Origin of the sequence: Flavipsychrobacter sp., assembly GCA_041392855.1 — a bacterium.
Classification (GTDB): domain Bacteria; phylum Bacteroidota; class Bacteroidia; order Chitinophagales; family Chitinophagaceae; genus UBA5543.
Genome location: JAWKLD010000001.1, coordinates 1451593 through 1469569, shown reverse-complemented (window position 1 = coordinate 1469569; position 17977 = coordinate 1451593). Strand labels below are relative to the sequence as shown.

General features: G+C 36.8%; 15 protein-coding genes. 12 read left to right on the top strand and 3 right to left on the bottom strand.

Going from position 1 to position 17977, the window contains the following annotated elements; all coding sequences use genetic code 11:
* Positions 1 to 59: 59 nt before the first annotated feature.
* The gene (locus R2800_06925) at positions 60 to 2219 is read right to left on the bottom strand and encodes a S46 family peptidase (protein ID MEZ5016766.1); all 2160 of its coding nucleotides are present in this window, start codon (positions 2217 to 2219) and stop codon (positions 60 to 62) included.
* Between the two features lie 105 nt (positions 2220 to 2324).
* Between R2800_06925 and R2800_06920 the strand changes: the two genes are divergently transcribed.
* The 3 genes from R2800_06920 to R2800_06910 all read left to right on the top strand — a co-directional run bounded on the left by R2800_06920 (position 2325) and on the right by R2800_06910 (position 5756).
* Entirely contained in the window at positions 2325 to 4352 is a 2028-nt protein-coding gene (locus tag R2800_06920) for a gliding motility-associated C-terminal domain-containing protein (protein MEZ5016765.1), read from the top strand.
* 181 nt (positions 4353 to 4533) lie between these two features.
* Complete coding sequence (locus tag R2800_06915) at positions 4534 to 5094, top strand: peroxiredoxin (protein ID MEZ5016764.1); 561 nt, start codon at positions 4534 to 4536, stop codon at positions 5092 to 5094.
* A gap of 77 nt (positions 5095 to 5171) precedes the next feature.
* Entirely contained in the window at positions 5172 to 5756 is a 585-nt protein-coding gene (locus tag R2800_06910; GenBank protein ID MEZ5016763.1) for a carboxymuconolactone decarboxylase family protein, read from the top strand.
* Here the strand turns inward: R2800_06910 and R2800_06905 are convergent, their stop codons facing one another.
* The gene (locus R2800_06905; GenBank protein MEZ5016762.1) at positions 5757 to 7037 is read right to left on the bottom strand and encodes a HAMP domain-containing sensor histidine kinase; all 1281 of its coding nucleotides are present in this window, start codon (positions 7035 to 7037) and stop codon (positions 5757 to 5759) included.
* A gap of 176 nt (positions 7038 to 7213) precedes the next feature.
* Between R2800_06905 and R2800_06900 the strand changes: the two genes are divergently transcribed.
* The 7 genes from R2800_06900 (at position 7214) to R2800_06870 (ending at position 14399) form a co-directional block, all read left to right on the top strand.
* Positions 7214 to 8158: an ABC transporter ATP-binding protein gene (locus R2800_06900; protein ID MEZ5016761.1), complete on the top strand. Its 945-nt coding sequence runs from the start codon at positions 7214 to 7216 to the stop codon at positions 8156 to 8158.
* On the top strand, positions 8136 to 8966 hold the full coding sequence (locus R2800_06895) for an ABC transporter permease subunit (protein MEZ5016760.1): 831 nt from the start codon (positions 8136 to 8138) through the stop codon (positions 8964 to 8966). The genes R2800_06900 and R2800_06895 overlap by 23 nt, the downstream gene beginning before the upstream one ends.
* Positions 8963 to 9682 carry a hypothetical protein gene (locus R2800_06890; protein ID MEZ5016759.1) on the top strand — a complete coding sequence of 240 codons (720 nt, stop codon included), beginning with the start codon at positions 8963 to 8965 and terminating at the stop codon, positions 9680 to 9682. Before R2800_06895 ends, R2800_06890 begins: the two co-directional genes overlap by 4 nt.
* Before the next feature lie 81 nt (positions 9683 to 9763).
* A complete protein-coding gene (locus R2800_06885; GenBank protein ID MEZ5016758.1) occupies positions 9764 to 10243 on the top strand; it encodes a hypothetical protein in 480 nt (159 codons plus the stop codon).
* Between the two features lie 130 nt (positions 10244 to 10373).
* Positions 10374 to 12311 carry a threonine--tRNA ligase gene (gene thrS, locus R2800_06880; protein MEZ5016757.1) on the top strand — a complete coding sequence of 646 codons (1938 nt, stop codon included), beginning with the start codon at positions 10374 to 10376 and terminating at the stop codon, positions 12309 to 12311.
* Positions 12312 to 12401: 90 nt separating this feature from the next.
* Positions 12402 to 12956 (top strand): translation initiation factor IF-3, encoded by a 555-nt coding sequence (gene infC / locus R2800_06875; GenBank protein MEZ5016756.1) that lies wholly within the window; start codon positions 12402 to 12404, stop codon positions 12954 to 12956.
* A gap of 354 nt (positions 12957 to 13310) precedes the next feature.
* Positions 13311 to 14399: a hypothetical protein gene (locus R2800_06870; protein MEZ5016755.1), complete on the top strand. Its 1089-nt coding sequence runs from the start codon at positions 13311 to 13313 to the stop codon at positions 14397 to 14399.
* On the opposite strand, the gene R2800_06865 is transcribed toward R2800_06870, so the two are convergent.
* A complete protein-coding gene (locus R2800_06865; GenBank protein MEZ5016754.1) occupies positions 14396 to 15181 on the bottom strand; it encodes a C40 family peptidase in 786 nt (261 codons plus the stop codon). The two genes, R2800_06870 and R2800_06865, sit on opposite strands and share 4 nt — an antisense overlap.
* 197 nt (positions 15182 to 15378) lie before the next feature.
* On the opposite strand from R2800_06865, the gene rny reads away from it, so the two are divergent.
* Together rny and R2800_06855 are read left to right on the top strand one after the other, a co-directional pair.
* On the top strand, positions 15379 to 16956 hold the full coding sequence (gene rny / locus R2800_06860; protein MEZ5016753.1) for a ribonuclease Y: 1578 nt from the start codon (positions 15379 to 15381) through the stop codon (positions 16954 to 16956).
* Positions 16957 to 17130: 174 nt separating this feature from the next.
* The gene (locus tag R2800_06855) at positions 17131 to 17721 is read left to right on the top strand and encodes a sigma-70 family RNA polymerase sigma factor (protein MEZ5016752.1); all 591 of its coding nucleotides are present in this window, start codon (positions 17131 to 17133) and stop codon (positions 17719 to 17721) included.
* The last annotated feature ends 256 nt before the right edge of the window (positions 17722 to 17977 follow it).

Below are 17977 nucleotides of genomic sequence, written 5' to 3'. Positions count from 1 at the left end.
GTCTGCACTTTGTTCTATTATTTCCTTACGTTTCTAAGACAATTGGGAGAGGGGTAGTGTTATTGCTTAATATTCATTTCATCCAATAGCCAGCCTGCACCTCCAAATTTGTCTATTATGAAAAGAGTGTATCTAATGTCTACACTTATATTTCTACAAAGGTTAGGGTCAAAATATAGGTCGCTCATTGTTCCTTCCCATATTCTGTCAAAGTTAGTGCCTATCAACTCCCCTTTGCTATTAAGAACAGGGCTACCTGAGTTGCCACCTGTTGTATGGTTGGTAGCAATAAAACAGCTAGGTACAGTCCCATCTACAGCCCATCTGCCATAGTCTTTGTTGCTATGTATTGTTCTCAGTTTCTCAGGCATGTCAAACTCCTCTACGTCAGGGTTGTGCTTGGCAACAGCTTCGTCAAGGTTGGTTAAATAAGAATAGCCTGCGGGGCCATCAGGGTCAATGCCTTTTACAGTTCCGTAAGCCAGTCTTAGTGTTAGGTTTGCGTCTGGGAAGAAGTCTGTTTGATTGTCTAATGTCATTTGCGCTTTCATGTACAACCGATTAAGATATTGCATGCGCTCATAGTAGGTGGATATAGTAGGCGTAATGCGTTCACTTCTAGCAGTAGCTATCATTTTATATAACTTATATGCAGGGTCGTTGGTGATGATAGAACCATCAGTATCTGCTATAATAGCAGATAGTTTTTGAGGTGACGTTGCTATTGATCTGTAAATGTAATTAGCCCACCTGTCGTAATCATTAGAAAAGCGATTTAACTCTGCTACAACCTCTGGCATATAAGCACTACAGTTTTTTATCAAAATTGGCATAAGTGTTTTAAACACATCCTTATCTGTAGCCAAGTCGTAGTTTTTAAAGTAGCCATTCCATCCATTAACAGCATTGGTCAGTTTTTTCTTTAATTCTTCTCCTTTTGATCCTGATTCATAAAGTTTTAACAGTTTTTCAAGTGCTGCACCTCTCCTTATTAGTTCTATGCCGTAGGCGGCTTCACTAATGTAAATGTCAGTCTTGAGTTTATCCGTTACTGCTATTGAAAGCCCTCCGATCTTAGGTAGTAGGTCTTCTGCATAAGGTATATCTGCATTACTAGTGGCTTTGTTTTGAAATGCACCTTCAGCTTGCTCTTTTTTGGCTACTACATTGTTGATTTTCAGTCCTCTAACTTCTCCTTGCCATTTTTTCCATCCATTAGAAGTACGCTTGTATTTAGAGGTGTATTTTAGAAAAACATCTCTTGATGCACTCATGTGTTTATCCCATGTGTTTAGCAATGCAGTACGAACTTCTATTCTAGTAGGGTCTATAGTAGAGTATACATGGTCTAGTTGATAAGAAGATATGTACTGCATTGTTCTGCCAGGGAAGCCATATACCATAGTAAAATCACCTTCTTTGTATCCTGACGCATTAATGTTGAAGAAGGCCTTAGGGGCATAAGGTTTATTATCTTCTGAGAAGTCTGAAGGTTTATTTTCTTTATCAGCATAAACTCTAAATATGCTAAAATCTCCAGTATGTCTCGGCCACATCCAATTGTCAGTATCTCCGCCAAAAGTACCTATCCCATTTGGGGGGAAACCTACCAGTCTAATATCCCTAAATTTCTCGCTAAGTATTACCCAGTACTGATTACCATTATAGTATGGTTTAATAGTAGCATCATATTTTGTGGCATATTTATAGCCTTTTTCCAGTTGTTTTATTCTGACATCTATTATTTGAGCTCTGGATTTTTCGTCTAGTGTATCTGGTATACCAATAGTGATTTGATCAGTTACATTTTCCATTTTTCGGATAAATGTGACCGTAAGTCCAGGGCAAGGAAGTTCCTCACCATTGTTCATAGCCCAAAAGCCTTTAGCAAAGTAGTCTTTCTCTTTGCTACTCAAACCTTGTACGGTGCCATATCCACAGTGGTGGTTGGTTAATAATAGGCCTTTAGAGGATATTATTTCGCCAGTACAGCCGCTGCCAAAGAGTACTACGGCATTATTTAGCCCTGTGCCATCAGGATTGTAAAGCTTTTCTATAGGTATCTCTAGGCCCATTGACTTCATTTGGGCTTCTTGGCTTTTTATTAATGGGGGTAGCCACATCCCTTTTTTAGCAAAAATGTCATTACTATGACCAACTAATAGTAGGCAAATGGTAGTCTTTACAAGAAGTAGACTAAAACGTTTAGAAACAAGCATATAGTATATTTTTTCCTTGGGGAAAATAAATATAGTGCATTGCTATAAACTTTTTATGCAAATTGTTATATTAGCCGAATAGAAAGTGAAATTGTTTTCAATACTATGAGAAAATGCCTACTCTTTGTTGCACTAATTCTAGTGTCTCAAATAAATGTTGTTTTAGCGCAATCATTATTTGTCGCGCCAGATACTTTATGTGCCAAGCAACCCGTTAAGTTGATGAGCAACGCGCAAGGCGTTAGTTCTCACTATTTTGGCTTTTGTTCAGGATATATCTTTCATTCCCCGACAGGTGATAAGTTGAAAGACGCTGCGAGGTATAAAATGCAAAGGCCAGGGTCAACAATGGAAGTTATCAAAGAAGGTAATCAGTATTACGGCTTCATGACCACTGTTGATGCAGCTAATAACGAACAAGACTTTTTAAGATTCGAATTTGGAACTAGCTTGGCTAATAACCCTGTAGTTACCAGCTTTGGTAATATGGACAGTGTTTTATTGTCTTCAAACAATTCGATATATATCGTTAAGGATGGAGCTAATTGGCATATATTTTTAGCAGGTGGTACCAATGTTGCAGATTCTCGTATCGCTCGTATCGATTTTGGTAAGAGCCTTGCTAATGATCCTAATATTGTAAACTTTGGTAATCTTGGTAATATGCTTAATGGCGCTACAGGTATTTTTGTAGCTAAAGAGGGCAATAAATGGCATGGCTTCTGTGTGAATAAAGGAACTGGTACTTTATTGAAATTAGATATGGATACCAGTATATCTATCACGCCTACAGTAACAAGTCTTGGAAATGTCGGCGGTTTAAGTGCGCCTACAGACCTTAATGCAGTTTTAGATAACGGTAATTGGTACTTCTTCGTTACTAATGGAGGTTCTAACTCCGTATCTAGAATAGATATGGGTAATACATTAACTAATGCAACGCCAGCAGGAAATAACCTAGGAAATATTGGTAACTTATTTTCTGCTCCAAGTGGTATAACATTCATTAGAGATTGTGATAGTCTAGTAGCCTTTATTACCAACAGAGGTTCTAATGCCTTGGTGAGAATGGAGATGACAGATGTGATGGGGCCTTACACAACTACAAGCTATAGTAGTGTAAGTGGAAATTTGCAAGGTCCTTTAAGTATCTCTACTATCGTTAGAGATAGAGACAACTTGTATACATTCGTGGTGAATTCTGATACTTCTTTTGCACGTATAAAGTTTGAACAATGTAAGAACTCTAGTATTGAATTCTCATTATCACATAGACCACCTGAATATTCATACGACCAGCCTGGGGTGTATAATATTTATTATGCTGTAGACGAAGGTTTGCCAACAATGAAGGTGGAGTGTAAGTTAATAACCGTATTGCCAATTCCTTCTATTATTATTAGCAACGATACTACTATTTGTCAAGGTGATACAGTAAGCTTAGAAGCTAGCTCTGTAAATGCTATAAGTCACACTTGGACTCCTAATAGAGAGATTTCAAGTACGAGTAAAGATAAGATACAAGTATGGCCATCATTTACTACTAGATACAGAGTGGTAATGCCTTTCCCTAAAAATTGTATTGTAGATACAGGGATTACTATTAAAGTACATAAAGTAAAAGCAGATGCTGGTCCTGATAGACAAATAATTGATGGAGCTACTACATTACTAGGCGGCCCAGAGAACACACTTGGACCAAATTATACTTACGAGTGGATACCTGATCAGTATATCTCAGACAGGTTCTCAAGAAACCCAGTAGCTCGTCCTCCGTTCGACTTTACTTACTACTTTGAGGTTCGTGATACTTCAGGATGTAAAGATGTAGATACAGTTGTTATTAGAGTAGACTGCAATGATTTGAATTTGCCAAATGCATTTATTCCAGAAACAACAGGTCCTAGATCTAAGTTCGGTCTTGTAAACCAAAAGATTGTTAAGCTTAACTATCTAAACGTATACGACCGTTGGGGACAACAAGTATTTACAACTACTGACCCTACTAAGAAGTGGGATGGTACTATAAATGGAGAAATGGCGCCGATGGGGGTTTATGTATGGGAAGCTGATGCATTCTGTGTATCTGGAAAACGAATACATAAATCAGGAAACGTCACCTTAATAAGGTAATTTATTTTAGATAATATATTTCAAGAGGCTGCATTGCAGCCTCTCTTTTTATTTAAGGGATTCTACAAATTGATAACCTTTATTTTTTTATAAGGAAACCTAATAGGCTAGGGCTTTGTTGTCGTTTTTTAAAAAGCGACCTTTGCGCAAATTATTAAATTACAATACATAAAATTAAGAAATGAGTAACTGTGTATCAGTAGGAAGTCAGTTTCCTGAGTTTAACAAAAAATCTGTAGTCTCAATTGAGAAGGGTAAAGAATTTCAGAATATCAGTAATGCTGATATCAACGGTAAGTGGGCAGTAATGTTTTGGTGGCCGAAAGATTTTACATTTGTTTGTCCTACTGAGATTGCTGAATTCAATAATAAGTTTGAAGATTTTGAAGATCGTGATACTGTATTGTTAGGAGCATCTACAGATAGTGAGTTTGTACACCTTGCTTGGCGCCACGACCATGATGATCTTCGTGGTCTTAAATTCCCAATGATTGCTGATACTTCTAAGAGCCTTGCTGAAGATCTTGGTATTTTGGAAGCAGGAGAGAAAATTGCTTACCGCGCTACGTTTATCATCGATCCAGAAGGTATTATCCGTTGGGTAAACGTTAATGACCTTGCTGTAGGTCGTAACGTTGATGAGGTTTTAAGAGTGCTAGATGCTTTGCAAACAGATGAGCTTTGCCCATGTAACTGGAATAAAGGTGAAGAAACATTAACACAGCAACTACAAACTGCATAAGAATTGTTTTAATATCCTGATTGATTATTATCCACTCTGTCTTTTTGATAGGGTGGATTTTTATAACAAGTAAATGAATGAAGATGTTAAATGATACCGCTAAAAGTTTATTAGAAAAGTTAGGTATAGATGCGGACTACAGCACGGTAAGCCTGGAGCGCTTGTCGGCTATCGATAACCGTTTTCTTAGAGATTTAAAATTGAATGTTGGAGGTGTGCTAGGTAGTAAAAACTTTACTACAAAAGAGAGTAGTTTATTAGCATTGTCGGTAGCAATAAATGAAAAATGTGAAGTACTGATCATGGCATTTGAGAAAATGGCTAAAGCCGAGGGCGCAACAGAAGAGGAGATTGCTGAGACTTTTGCTTGTACTTCTTTATTGAACGTGAATAACGTCTTTTATCGTTTTCGCCACTATATGGGTAACGTTGATTATTATAATAATACTCCTGCGGGTATTAGAATGAGTACAATGATGAACCCTGTGTTAGGCAAGGAGTTTTTTGAATTGATGAGTTTAGCAGTGTCAGCATTAAATGGTTGTCAGCGTTGTGTTACTTCACACGAGCATTCGGTGAAAGAACATGGTGCAACGGAGCCAAGAATTTATGATGCTATTCGTTTGGCAAGTGTTATTAAAAGCTTGACCGTATTAATGTGATTAAGCTTGATTGGCTAAAGGGAAGTACACGGAAAAGGTGCTTCCCTTTCCTAATGCGCTTTCTACCTTGGCTTTACCTCCATGAGCTTCAACTATGGCTTTAACATAGCTTAGGCCAAGTCCAAAACCTTTAACGTTGTGTAGGTTACCAGTATGAGCTCTATAGAATTTTTCAAAAACACGAGCTTGTGTTTCTCTATTCATGCCTACTCCGTTATCTTTTACTTTTACCACTAGCATATTGCTATTGTTTTTAGTAGATACGGTTATTTCGGGGCTCTCGTTAGAATATTTAATGGCATTGTCTAAAAGGTTGAAGACAACATTGGAGAAGTGTACCTCGTCTGCCATAACGATATGATTAATAGCGTCTAAGTTTATGTTCAATTGTCCTTCTTTTTCTTGTATTTGTAACGAAAGGTTTTGAGCTACTTTACTAATTATTTGATGTGCATTAAGCTCTTGTAAGTTTAGTTTTACATCTTGCTTCTCTATTCTTGCCGATTGTAGGATCTTCTCTACTTGTTTGTTCATCCTTTTGTTCTCATCCTTGATCATACTGCTGTAATACTTGATCTTTTCGGTGTCATGTATTACTTTCTCATTGGTTAAAGAATCTATGGCTAAGGATATTGTAGCCAAAGGAGTCTTTAGTTCATGAGTCATGTTGTTGATAAAATCAGACTTGATCTCAGAGATCTTTTTCTGATTGAACATGGTGCGTATCGTCAAAGCAAAAGCTGAAAGTATAATAGTTGTAAATAAGATTGAACCAGCTATGTACCAGCCCATACTATGCATTACGGTATTTTTATCATCATTTACATATAAGTAAAGTGTTTCAAAAAAGTAGCTATTGTTATCTATTGTAAGGGTGAGTTCTTTAGCTTTTGTATAATGCTCTTTGTCGAACCCTGGTGATTGAGATATGGGCATTCTGAAGATGTTGGTGATCACATATTCATAAGGCTCTTTGATATTGTATTTAAGAACAGCTCTTTCTATTATTTGGCTGATCTCATCACTAGTGAATTTTTGAGTCGTAAATCCCTTTAAGTAGAATTGTTTTGATTCTTCATCATTGTAGCCAACTTGCCCTATTTTAATAAGGAATAAGCGATACATGGATTCCCTGATCTGTGTTACAGCATGTTCCATATCTTGAGCACGTTGTTGCTGTCTAAGTTTTACAGCATTTTGTATCCAAGACATTTGAATGAAAAATATACCCAATACCGATAAGGTAATAAGTACAACTATTAAAGGGAAAACTTTTCTCATGTCAAAAACAAAATTACACGTATAGGCGTTGCAACGCTACATTTCCTGGTCTAGTTTAACTACAGTTTAACGGCAAGTAGCTAAGATATGCTCTTATGTTCAATATATGAACATTGTCCTAAAATTCATGATTTATACTGCTTATATTAATGTTCTATAGTATTTTGCAAAGTATAATGACTGAGGATATAACACATATAATAGAGGCAAAAGGTTTGTCAAAATCTTTTGGTTCTTTTCAAGCGGTAGACGACTTGTCTTTTTCGGTAGAGAAAGGAGATGTCTATGGGTTTCTTGGGCAGAATGGAGCAGGGAAGAGTACCACTATTAGAATGATCACAGGTTTGATAAAACCATCTAGTGGAGAGGTGTACATCAACGGTCAACGTTTTAGCAATAACAATAGAAGTTTATTAAAACATGTCGGTGCAATTATAGAACGACCTGACATGTATGGTTTCCTCTCAGGGCTGGATAATTTGAAGATGTTTGCAAAGATGAGCAAAGTGCCAATAGCTAGAAGTAGAATTGGGGAGGTGTTGGAAATAGTAGGCTTGTCAGGCAGGGAAAATGATAAAGTGAAGGCATATTCACAGGGGATGAAGCAGCGTTTGGGTATAGCTATTGCGTTGATTCATAATCCTGATTTGCTAATATTAGATGAGCCTACAAATGGTTTAGACCCTCAAGGTATAGCTGAGATGAGAAATTTGATCGTCAGTCTTAGTAAAGAACATGGTAAAACCATATTGATCTCATCACACCTTCTTTATGAAATAGAGCAAGTAGCTAATAGAATGCTCATCATTCATAAAGGGCAAAAAGTTGTAGAAGGTGCTGTTAAGGAATTGCTCAACCCTAATGATACATTGATGGAAATAAAAATGCTTCCTGATGATGAGGTAGTCAATAAACTGGAAAAAACACAATGGGGTGAGTATATTAAGGAGATGAATTCCTCTTCTATTGTTTTGAAAATGCACCCTAGAAAAATGCCTGCATTAAATAAGATGCTGGTAGCTGAAGGGGTACACGTTTTAGAAATTAGATCTAAGCACTCGTTAGAAGCATATTTTTTATCCTTAACAAGTAATGCCGATGCTCCGGTTGGAATTATATAAAATATTTAAAAGACCCCGAACCTATATAAGTTTTGGTGTAGTTACAGCTATTACCTGTTTAATACAGCTGGCTATGTTGGCTGATGGCAAGAGCTTTATACAGTTCATCCTTCAATCAGCAAGCAATGATTTCTCCATAGAAGGCAATGTCCTGAATGGGTATTTGATCACCTATATCATTCTACAGTCATTATTAATACAGATACCGCTGTTGGTTGCATTAGTGGCAGGCGATTTGATTGCTGGGGAAGCTAATATGGGAACATTAAGGTTATTGCTAACCAAGCCTATATCGCGAACAAGACTAGTTTTGGTCAAGTTTGCAGCGGGCTTGGTATATACTATGTTGCTACTGATATGGTTCGCTATTATAGGTCTTGGGCTTTCGGTATTATTGTTTGGTAGCGGAGATCTTATCAATATCAAGAGCGACTCTATAGTGTTCTTATTAGAAAATGAGGTGCTATGGAGGTATGGATATGCATTTGGCTTTGCGTTTTTAGCTATGTCTACAGTCACTGCACTTGCTATATTTTTATCCGTCCTTGCAGAAAATTCAGTAGGTCCTATTATCGGTACTATGGGAGTCATTATAGTGTTGATGATCTTTACAAATCTAGAGTTGCCATTGTTTAATCTGGTAAAGCCATATCTGTTCACAACTCATATGATAGCATGGAAAGGCTTCTTTGATGCTCCTATTCAATATGGTGAGATTATGAATTCGGCTATTATTTTGGTGCTTTATATAATCGGGTTTTTATTGGCGACAATTATCATTTTCAATAAAAAAGATATCAAGTCATGATAAAGAGAGTAGGGTACATCGTTATGGTCTTAATTTTTTCGACTATAAATGTGAAAGCGGCTGATACAACAAGCTATAGTGCTGATGAACTATACCAAAAAATGAAAGCCAAATTGGCTTTAGTCTCCGACTATAGTGCAGATGTGAAGATGAAGATCAATATCTCCTATATGCGGGTACCCACACTTTCGGGTAAGTTATATTACAAGGCGCCAAATAAGATGAAACTTGATAGAAGGGGAGGCATAGCTATAATGCCTAAAAAGGGAGTTAGTTTTAATATAAACAGCGTTGTACCAGAGGATGATGCAACTGTAATAGATGCAGGGTTTGATGTGATAGATGGACGTAAGTTGCACATTATCAAGATAATACCTAATAGTGATGAAGGAGATGTTATTCTTACCAAAATTTGGGTAGATGAATCTCGCTTATTGGCCTTAAAATCAGAAACAACAACTAGGGAAAATGGCACTGTGAAGATGGAATTGGAGTTTGAAGCTTATGAAAAACTGGCACTGCCAGATAAGGTTACATTTTATCTTGATGAGCAGGAATATAAGCTACCAAAGGGCATGACTATGGATTATGAAGTGCCTGACATGGCTTCTAGTATAAAAAATGCTAAGGATGGGAAACGTAAAAAAGGGAAAATAGAGATAACATATCTCCGTTATGAGGTGAACAAAGGGTTGGAAGACAGCTTATTTGAATAAAAAAACTAGAATATTTTCTGCCATAAAGCTTTTACAACACTAATATATTCCTTAGCTTTAAGGGTTAATTAGGTTAAAATTATGAGATATATTTTCTTACTAGTGGCAACAGTTTTAGTTGTTTCTTCTTGCGATAAGGTAGAAGTTCCTGCATCTAAACAGGAAATGCTACGTAATGGTCAATGGATGCTAACAAGCGGATCTACAAAGGTATATAATGCTGCCACCAAGAAATATGATACTACTGCAATAGTAATAGACGAGTGTAAAAAGGATGACCGCCTTGTTTTCAGAGAAAACTATGATGGTGTACACACTCCAGGAGAAAATCGTTGTAATGCTAGCGAAACAGCAGAAATGCCATTCCGTTGGGGTTTATTAGACGATGATAGAAAAATGTATATATATGACGGTAAGTCGTTCTTTAATCTGGATGTAAATGCAGAAGTAAAAGAATTTACAGAAGGGTCATTTACTATAACATACAATCAATACACAACTGTTGACAATGTTCCTAGAACAGATACAGTTATGTACACGATGACATTCAAGAAGATTTGATCGAAGTAATTATAATAATTACCCACCGGTCAAAATAAGACTTGGTGGGTTTTTTATTTATAATAATTCCGTCGTCTTTCAATCAATTAGTAGCTTTGCACAAAATTAGAAATAGGTTTAATCAACTATAATGATAAAAATTACATTACCAGATGGCGCCGTACGCGAGTACGAGCAAGGTAGTACAGCATTGGATGTAGCTATGTCAATAAGTGAAGGACTAGCAAGAAAAGTATTGGCAGCAGAAGTAAATGGAGAAGTATGGGATGCCACCCGTGCTATAGATACAGATGCAACATTGAAATTGCTGACATGGGGAGAGAAGGATGCGAAGTCGACTTTTTGGCACTCATCTGCACACCTAATGGCTGAAGCCTTAGAAGCGTTATACCCTGGTGTACGTCTTGGTATTGGTCCTCCAATTGAGAATGGTTTTTATTATGATGTAGACCTAGGAAATAGAACTATAAAAGAAGAAGACCTAGCTCAGATAGAAAAGAAAATGAAGGAGCTTGCTAAAGCTAAGAGTGAGTATATCCGTAAGGATATCTCTAAGGCTGATGCTATAGCTTATTTCAAAGAAAAGAATGATCCCTATAAATTGGACCTTTTAGAAAACCTTCCTGATGGGGAGATCACTTTCTATACTCAAGGTGGATTTACCGATTTGTGTCGTGGACCGCACATCCCTAATACTGGTTTTATCAAGGCTATAAAACTAATGAGTATTGCGGGTGCATATTGGAGAGGTGATGAGAAGAATAAGATGCTTACTCGTATCTATGGTATCACCTTCCCTGCTCAAAAAGAGCTGGAAGAGTACTTGGTATTGTTAGAAGAAGCGAAGAAAAGAGACCATAGAAAGCTAGGTAAAGAGTTGGAACTATTTGCTTTTTCTGAAAAAGTAGGTAGTGGTTTGCCTTTGTGGTTGCCTAAAGGAGCAATGCTTCGCGAACGGTTACAACAGTTCTTACAAAAAGCACAAACAGAAAGCGGTTATTTACCAGTAATAACTCCACATATAGGTGCTAAGCAGTTATACGTAACATCAGGCCACTGGGATAAATATGGTGAAGACAGTTTTAAACCGATCAATACACCACAAGAAGGTGAGGAGTTCTTATTAAAACCAATGAACTGCCCGCACCACTGTGAAATATATAAGTCGCAACCACGCTCTTACAAAGATCTACCACTTCGTTTGGCAGAGTTTGGTACTGTATACCGTTACGAGCAATCGGGTGAGCTTCATGGACTTACACGTGTACGCGGATTTACTCAAGATGATGCCCACTTGTTTTGTAGACCAGAGCAGGTAAAAGAAGAGTTTAAGAAAGTAATAGATCTCGTGTTGTATGTATTTAACTCTTTGTCATTCACTAACTATACTGCACAGGTATCTTTAAGAGATAAAGAAGATAGAAGTAAATATATAGGCTCTGAAGAAAACTGGGCGATAGCGGAACAAGGCATCATTGAAGCGGCAGAAGAGAAAGGTTTGAATATGGTGATCGAGTACGGAGAAGCAGCTTTTTATGGTCCTAAGCTAGACTTTATGGTAAAAGATGCCATAGGACGTAGCTGGCAATTGGGTACAATACAAGTAGACTATACACTCCCTGAGCGTTTTGAGCTGGAGTATGTAGACAGCGATAATAGTCGTAAACGTCCCGTAATGATTCATAGAGCACCATTTGGTTCTATGGAGCGTTTTATAGCTATACTTATAGAACACTGTAGCGGAAATCTTCCATTGTGGTTGGCTCCTTTGCAAGTAAAGGCATTGCCTATCAGTGAAAAGTTCATTCCATATGCACAAGAAGTGGCAACAGCATTGAAAAAAGCAGGTATAACTGCTGAAGTAGATGATAGGAATGAAAAAATAGGTAAGAAAATAAGAGAAACAGAGCTAATGAAAGTGCCTTACATGCTTATTATTGGTGAGAAAGAAGTTAATGATGGTACCGTTGCTGTTCGTAAGCATGGTGAGGGAGATCAAGGAACTGTAACCTTAAGTGATTTTGTTAAAAACATTACAGCCGAAGTAGCAGAGCAAATAAAGTACTAGGCTTTGATATGGTATAAATATTTTATACACTAAATAGTACACATTTAATTGGCAAATACACTATTTTTGCCATCAATTTAAAAATCATTAATGCAAAGAAGAAACAGAGGTAAAAGATATTTTAAACCAAGGCAACAAAAAGAGCACCGTACTAACGACGAGATAACAGCTAGAGAGGTGCGTGTAGTAGGCGAAAACATTGAGTCAGACGTATATCCGATAGCAGAAGCCCTAAAGATAGCACAAGATGCAGGTGTAGATCTTGTTGAAATATCTCCTAACGCTAAACCTCCTGTTTGTAAAGTAATTGATTACAATAAGTTTCTTTACGATAAAAAGAAGCGTGAAAAAGAACAAAAGGCTAAAGCAAAGCAATCTGAAGTAAAAGAAATTCGTTTTACTCCTAATACAGATGAACACGACTTTGATTTTAAAGCAAAGCACGCTGATAAGTTTTTGCAAGAAGGTAATAAGGTGAAGTGTTATGTGCAGTTTAAGGGTCGTGCTATTATGTTCCAAGAAAGAGGAGAGCTGTTACTTTTAAAATTTGCAGAAAGATTAGCTGATGTAGGTTCTTTAGAATCAATGCCTAAAATGGAAGGTCGTAGGATGATTGCCATCTTCACACCTAAGAAAAAGAAATAAACAGCTTGTGTTCTGCTTATGTGTTAATTTGAAATATCTATATAATACATAAAAAAAACTTAACACTGTTTGTAAACAAAAAAAAGGTTCTTAACTTTGTACCAACAAACCGATACTAATATCGCTTCGGCGCATATATAAAGATGTTTTCATGGTGATAGGGTTTATAGGGGCTGGCCTGTTCTCAGGCTGGCTTTTTTTTGTCTAGTCGATTCCTAATTATCACATTCACAGTGTCATAAATGCTCACGGCACAATATTTGCCTCCATATACCTGTTCTGTATTGTAAATCATTGTGGTCTGCTTGTAGACCAGCTTTTTTATTTATTTTAGTGCTAAATAGACTACCACCTATGGTATATAGATTAGTGTTTGCCTTATATATATTGCTAAGCTTTTCTCAAAATGCATTAGCTCAGCCTCTTTCCGTTTATACTAATATGCAGAACCAGATAATGGTTTGGGATAAGGGGATCATTAGAAAGGTAGACTATCTGGAACCTGTAGAGATAAAGATAGGTAGGAGTGCCATTCCTTATTTAGATAATTCAAGGTCTTTCAAGATATATTATAAAGGAGGAGTAAAGCAGGTAAATGCAGGATTGACAAATGAATTTAAAGTTAGTGACAATCTGATCGCATTTAGAAATAACCGAGCATTAAGTGTTTTTGATAAAGGGGAAGTTAAAAAGTTGTCTACGTACTGTGAGCAGTATTTTATGGGAGACAGTGTAATTATGTTCTTCGACCAAATACGTAGCGAATACAAAGCGTATTATAATGGACAGGTATTCCCTATAGAAGGCTTTTTGGCAGGTAATCCTCTAGAGGCAGTAAAGGTTACAGATAATATAGCAGCATATGATAACTATGCTAATCAATTCAGAATATTTTACGGTGGTGAAATTATAAGGCAGGAAGATTATGCAGTAAATAGTTTTGAGGTTGGTCGTAATTTGGTTGGCTATATTGACATAAATAGGCAGTTTAAAATATTTGATAAAGGAGATACCTATATTATTGAGGATTTTCCTCCCAACTCTTTTCAGATAGGGGATAATGTTGCAGCCTTTGTTTCGAATGATGGCTACTTTAAGGTTTTTTATAACGGAGAGGTAAAACCGATCGGTTTTTTTGAGCCCGAGTATCGTGTGGTAGATAATATGGTAGCTTTTAGAGACCAAAGCGGTTACTTTAAGGTCTTTTATAAAGGGAAGATTTACTCTTTAGAAAGCTACTATCCAGAGAAGTTTGTAATGCAATATCATTCCATTGCTTACGTAAATCGTATAGGTATGCTGCGTTTGTTTACAGAGGGAGAGATATATGATGTAACCAATGCATCTGTAGAGAATTGGGAATTATCTTATGATGTATTAAAATACCAGTTGGGTAGAAATATGTTCCGTATCTACTATAAGGGTAGAGAGTACCACAACTAAAATAAACGCTTGATAACACGTAAGTTGTGTGTGCGTTTTCTCAAAATTTTGCTAATAATACCACCTTGGTCTATCCGGTCTACAACTACTTTGCCACTAGTGTCGGTAGCATGTATTATCTGTTGATTATCCATAAGTAGACCAACATGGGTAATATTTCCAGCCTCGTTGTCAAAAAAAGCTAAATCTCCTCCTTGGGCATTTAATAGGAAGTCTACGGTCTCCCCCTCTTGAGCCTGTTGGCTAGCATCTCTGCTAATAGCCATCCCACAAAGTTTATAAGCCATTTGGCTAAGTCCCGAACAGTCTATGCCAGATGCAGTTCGCCCTCCCCATAAGTAAGGGGCATTGATAAATTGTAAAGCGGCTGCAATAATACCTCCTGTGGAAGGGCTCAACTCGTCTACGGCTTTCTTCTTTCCTTTAAACTTACCTTGTTGGTTGTTTATCAATGCTTTGCTACCCTTTAGCCCAAATAATTCAGCACCTAATGGTAACATTTGCTCCTGATTGTCAAAGACAATTTTGTCGCAATGCCTATAAGTTATGTGTTTAGGAACTTTAATATATTCTTTCCTAGTTACTATATCTAGCTGTCCTGCTTTACACCAACCTATATAATCATCCCACTCGCATCTCACTTGAGCCCATTCTTCCTCATTTATTTCTATGATTTCCACTCTTTCGCCAAACAATATTTGTGATACCATCTCGGCTCTATGAGAAGGTTCTGCTCTAAGTGGGGCTGCAAATACTATACTGTATGCGTATGCAAGTACCATTGGCTTGTTATAACCGTTGTTTTTTAAATTTAAGGTTGAAGATAGTACATCTTAACCGCTGATATTCATTTCCTTTACCGAAATCTTTTCTTAATTTAGCTCGTTAATAATTAGGCCAGACCATATAGGCATTCTGATATATGGAAAAGGCTAATTGATATGGATTTATTTAAAGACTAAAAGTCACAAAAAAAGTTATGGAATCGACGACTATAATTGTTGCTGTCGTATCGGTAGTAGCAATCTTAATAGGTATATTACTTGGTAAACTAATATTTGCAAAAAACACTAAAAAAGACATAGAAGACGCTGAAAGACAAGCACAAAAAATAATAGAAGACGCTAAAGAACACGGAGATACACTAAAAGAGAAAAAATTACTAGAAGCTAAAGAACGCTTTTTAGAACTGAAGAGTAAGCATGATAGTGAAGTCTCTAAGAAGAATAAAAGAATAGCTGAGGAAGAGAATAAGATCAAGCAGCAAAAACAAAGTGTTAATGACAAAGAAGCTTCTGTTCAAAAGCAAATAAATGAATACGATAGGTTAAAGAAAAACCTAGAAAGCCAACTAGAAGTAGTTAATATTAAGCGTACAGAGCTTGAAAAGCATAAAGAAGAGCACATAAAAAGCTTAGAAAAAGTAGCTAACCTATCTGCCGATGAAGCAAAAGCTGAATTGATAGAAGTGGTAAAAGAGGAAGCTCGTACCAAGGCAATGGCTCACGTGAAAGAGATCATGGAGGAGGCTAAGCAAAATGCTACGAAAGAGGCTAAGAAAATAGTTATTCAAACAATACAGCGTACAGCTGCTGAGCAAGCTATTGATAATGCCATTACAGTCTTTAATTTGGAGAGTGATGAAATTAAAGGTCAGATAATAGGTAGAGAAGGACGTAATATACGCGCACTCGAAGCTGCTACAGGTGTTGACTTGATCATAGATGATACTCCTGAGGCAATAGTATTAAGTTGCTTTGACCCGTTCCGTAGAGAGATAGCGAGATTGTCACTACAAAGATTAGTTCAAGATGGACGTATACATCCTGCGCGTATTGAAGAAGTGGTGGAAAAGACGAAGAAGCAGCTTGAAGAGCAAATAATGGAAATAGGGGAGCGTGCAATAATAGAATTAGGTATTCATGGTTTGCATAAAGACCTAGTGCGTCTTATTGGTAAGATGCGTTTCCGTTCTTCTTATGGGCAGAACTTATTGATGCACTCTAAAGAAACGGCGAACCTTTGTGCTACAATGGCCGCAGAACTTGGTCTTGGGCAGAAGGTGGTTAAACTAGCTAAAAGAGCAGGTTTGTTGCATGATATAGGTAAAGTGCCTGATGAAGAATCAGAATTAAGCCATGCGTTGCTAGGTGCTAAAGTAGCTGAAAGGTGTGGTGAGCATGCTGCCGTAGTTAACGGTATTGGTGCACACCATGATGAAATGGAAATGACTTACATTATATCTCCTATAGTACAGGCATGTGATGCTATAAGCGGTGCAAGACCTGGCGCACGTAGAGAGATGATGCAGAGTTATCTACAACGTATTAAAGATCTGGAAGCGCTTGCTACAGCATATGATGGTGTTGAAAAGGCTTATGCGATACAAGCAGGTAGAGAATTGCGTGTAATTGTAGAAGCAGAAAAAGTAAGTGATAAGGATAGTGATACATTATCATTCCAAATAGCAGATAAGATACAGAAGGAAATGCAATATCCTGGTCAGATAAAAGTAACAGTGATCAGAGAGTTGAGAGCTGTGAATATCGCTAGGTAAGCATTGTGGTAATATTTTTGACGACTTTAAAGAAGTGCTACTCTATTTTACTTCTTTTATGAAAATACTTAAGTGTCGAAAAAACAATATTTAATATATTTAGGCTGTCATTTATGGCAGCCTTTTTCTATTATTACTACTAATGCTATTTTGTGACATTGGCAAATAGAGTAAATGCAACATACAGATAATAACACAGTGCATCATAAATTAGCACCCGATATGTGGGTAGAGAACTATGGAGATATGCTTTATAGTTTTGTTGCATCAAGAATTTCTGATAAAGAGGTAGCAAAGGATATTGTGCAAGATGTTTTTGTTAGTGCATGGAATGGACGGCTAGGATATAAAGGTGAGGCTTCTGAAAAGAACTGGCTGTTTACAATCACAAGAAATAAGATAATAGATCATTATAGAAAGGCTGCTAATAATCCATTAGTATCTATTGAAGACAAGGATTCGGAAGGTTTTTTTGATCTTGAAAATAATTTGCATTGGGTAAATGATAGTAAACCCAAAGATTGGGGAGTGAATTATACAGATACAATAGAAACAAAAGAGTTTTATAAAGTATTGTCTCATTGTAAAGACGCATTGCAAGAGCAACAACAGGCCGTTTTTGTAATGAAGCATATGGAAGACCTCAGTACAAAAGATATTTGTAAGGTATTGAATATATCAGCGTCTAATTACTGGGTATTGATGCATAGGGCAAAATTACAATTGCGCAAATGCATTGAAAAAAGTTGGTTTGATAAATATTAAATGTCATTAGTGTGATTGGAATGATCAATTGTAAAGAAGCTTCAATTTTGTCTACAAAGAAGGCAGAAGGGGAGATAACTCTAAAGGAAAGGATTTTACTGTTCTTTCATTTGAGGGTGTGTGCTATGTGTAAACTATTTGATAAACAGAATAAGTTTATATCAAAGCATGCAAGCAATAAGAATATAGAGGATACAAGCTTGAAGTTATCTGATGAAGACAAAAAGAAAATTAATGAACAGTTAGGTCTTAAATA

Coding starts and splice junctions, on each gene's coding strand:
- R2800_06925 (MEZ5016766.1), bottom strand. CDS start 2,219: ATGCTTGTTTCTAAACGTTTTAGTCTACTTCTTGTAAAGACTACCATT.
- R2800_06920 (MEZ5016765.1), top strand. CDS start 2,325: ATGAGAAAATGCCTACTCTTTGTTGCACTAATTCTAGTGTCTCAAATA.
- R2800_06915 (MEZ5016764.1), top strand. CDS start 4,534: ATGAGTAACTGTGTATCAGTAGGAAGTCAGTTTCCTGAGTTTAACAAA.
- R2800_06910 (MEZ5016763.1), top strand. CDS start 5,172: ATGAAGATGTTAAATGATACCGCTAAAAGTTTATTAGAAAAGTTAGGT.
- R2800_06905 (MEZ5016762.1), bottom strand. CDS start 7,037: ATGAGAAAAGTTTTCCCTTTAATAGTTGTACTTATTACCTTATCGGTA.
- R2800_06900 (MEZ5016761.1), top strand. CDS start 7,214: ATGACTGAGGATATAACACATATAATAGAGGCAAAAGGTTTGTCAAAA.
- R2800_06895 (MEZ5016760.1), top strand. CDS start 8,136: ATGCTCCGGTTGGAATTATATAAAATATTTAAAAGACCCCGAACCTAT.
- R2800_06890 (MEZ5016759.1), top strand. CDS start 8,963: ATGATAAAGAGAGTAGGGTACATCGTTATGGTCTTAATTTTTTCGACT.
- R2800_06885 (MEZ5016758.1), top strand. CDS start 9,764: ATGAGATATATTTTCTTACTAGTGGCAACAGTTTTAGTTGTTTCTTCT.
- thrS (MEZ5016757.1), top strand. CDS start 10,374: ATGATAAAAATTACATTACCAGATGGCGCCGTACGCGAGTACGAGCAA.
- infC (MEZ5016756.1), top strand. CDS start 12,402: ATGCAAAGAAGAAACAGAGGTAAAAGATATTTTAAACCAAGGCAACAA.
- R2800_06870 (MEZ5016755.1), top strand. CDS start 13,311: ATGGTATATAGATTAGTGTTTGCCTTATATATATTGCTAAGCTTTTCT.
- R2800_06865 (MEZ5016754.1), bottom strand. CDS start 15,181: ATGGTACTTGCATACGCATACAGTATAGTATTTGCAGCCCCACTTAGA.
- rny (MEZ5016753.1), top strand. CDS start 15,379: ATGGAATCGACGACTATAATTGTTGCTGTCGTATCGGTAGTAGCAATC.
- R2800_06855 (MEZ5016752.1), top strand. CDS start 17,131: ATGCAACATACAGATAATAACACAGTGCATCATAAATTAGCACCCGAT.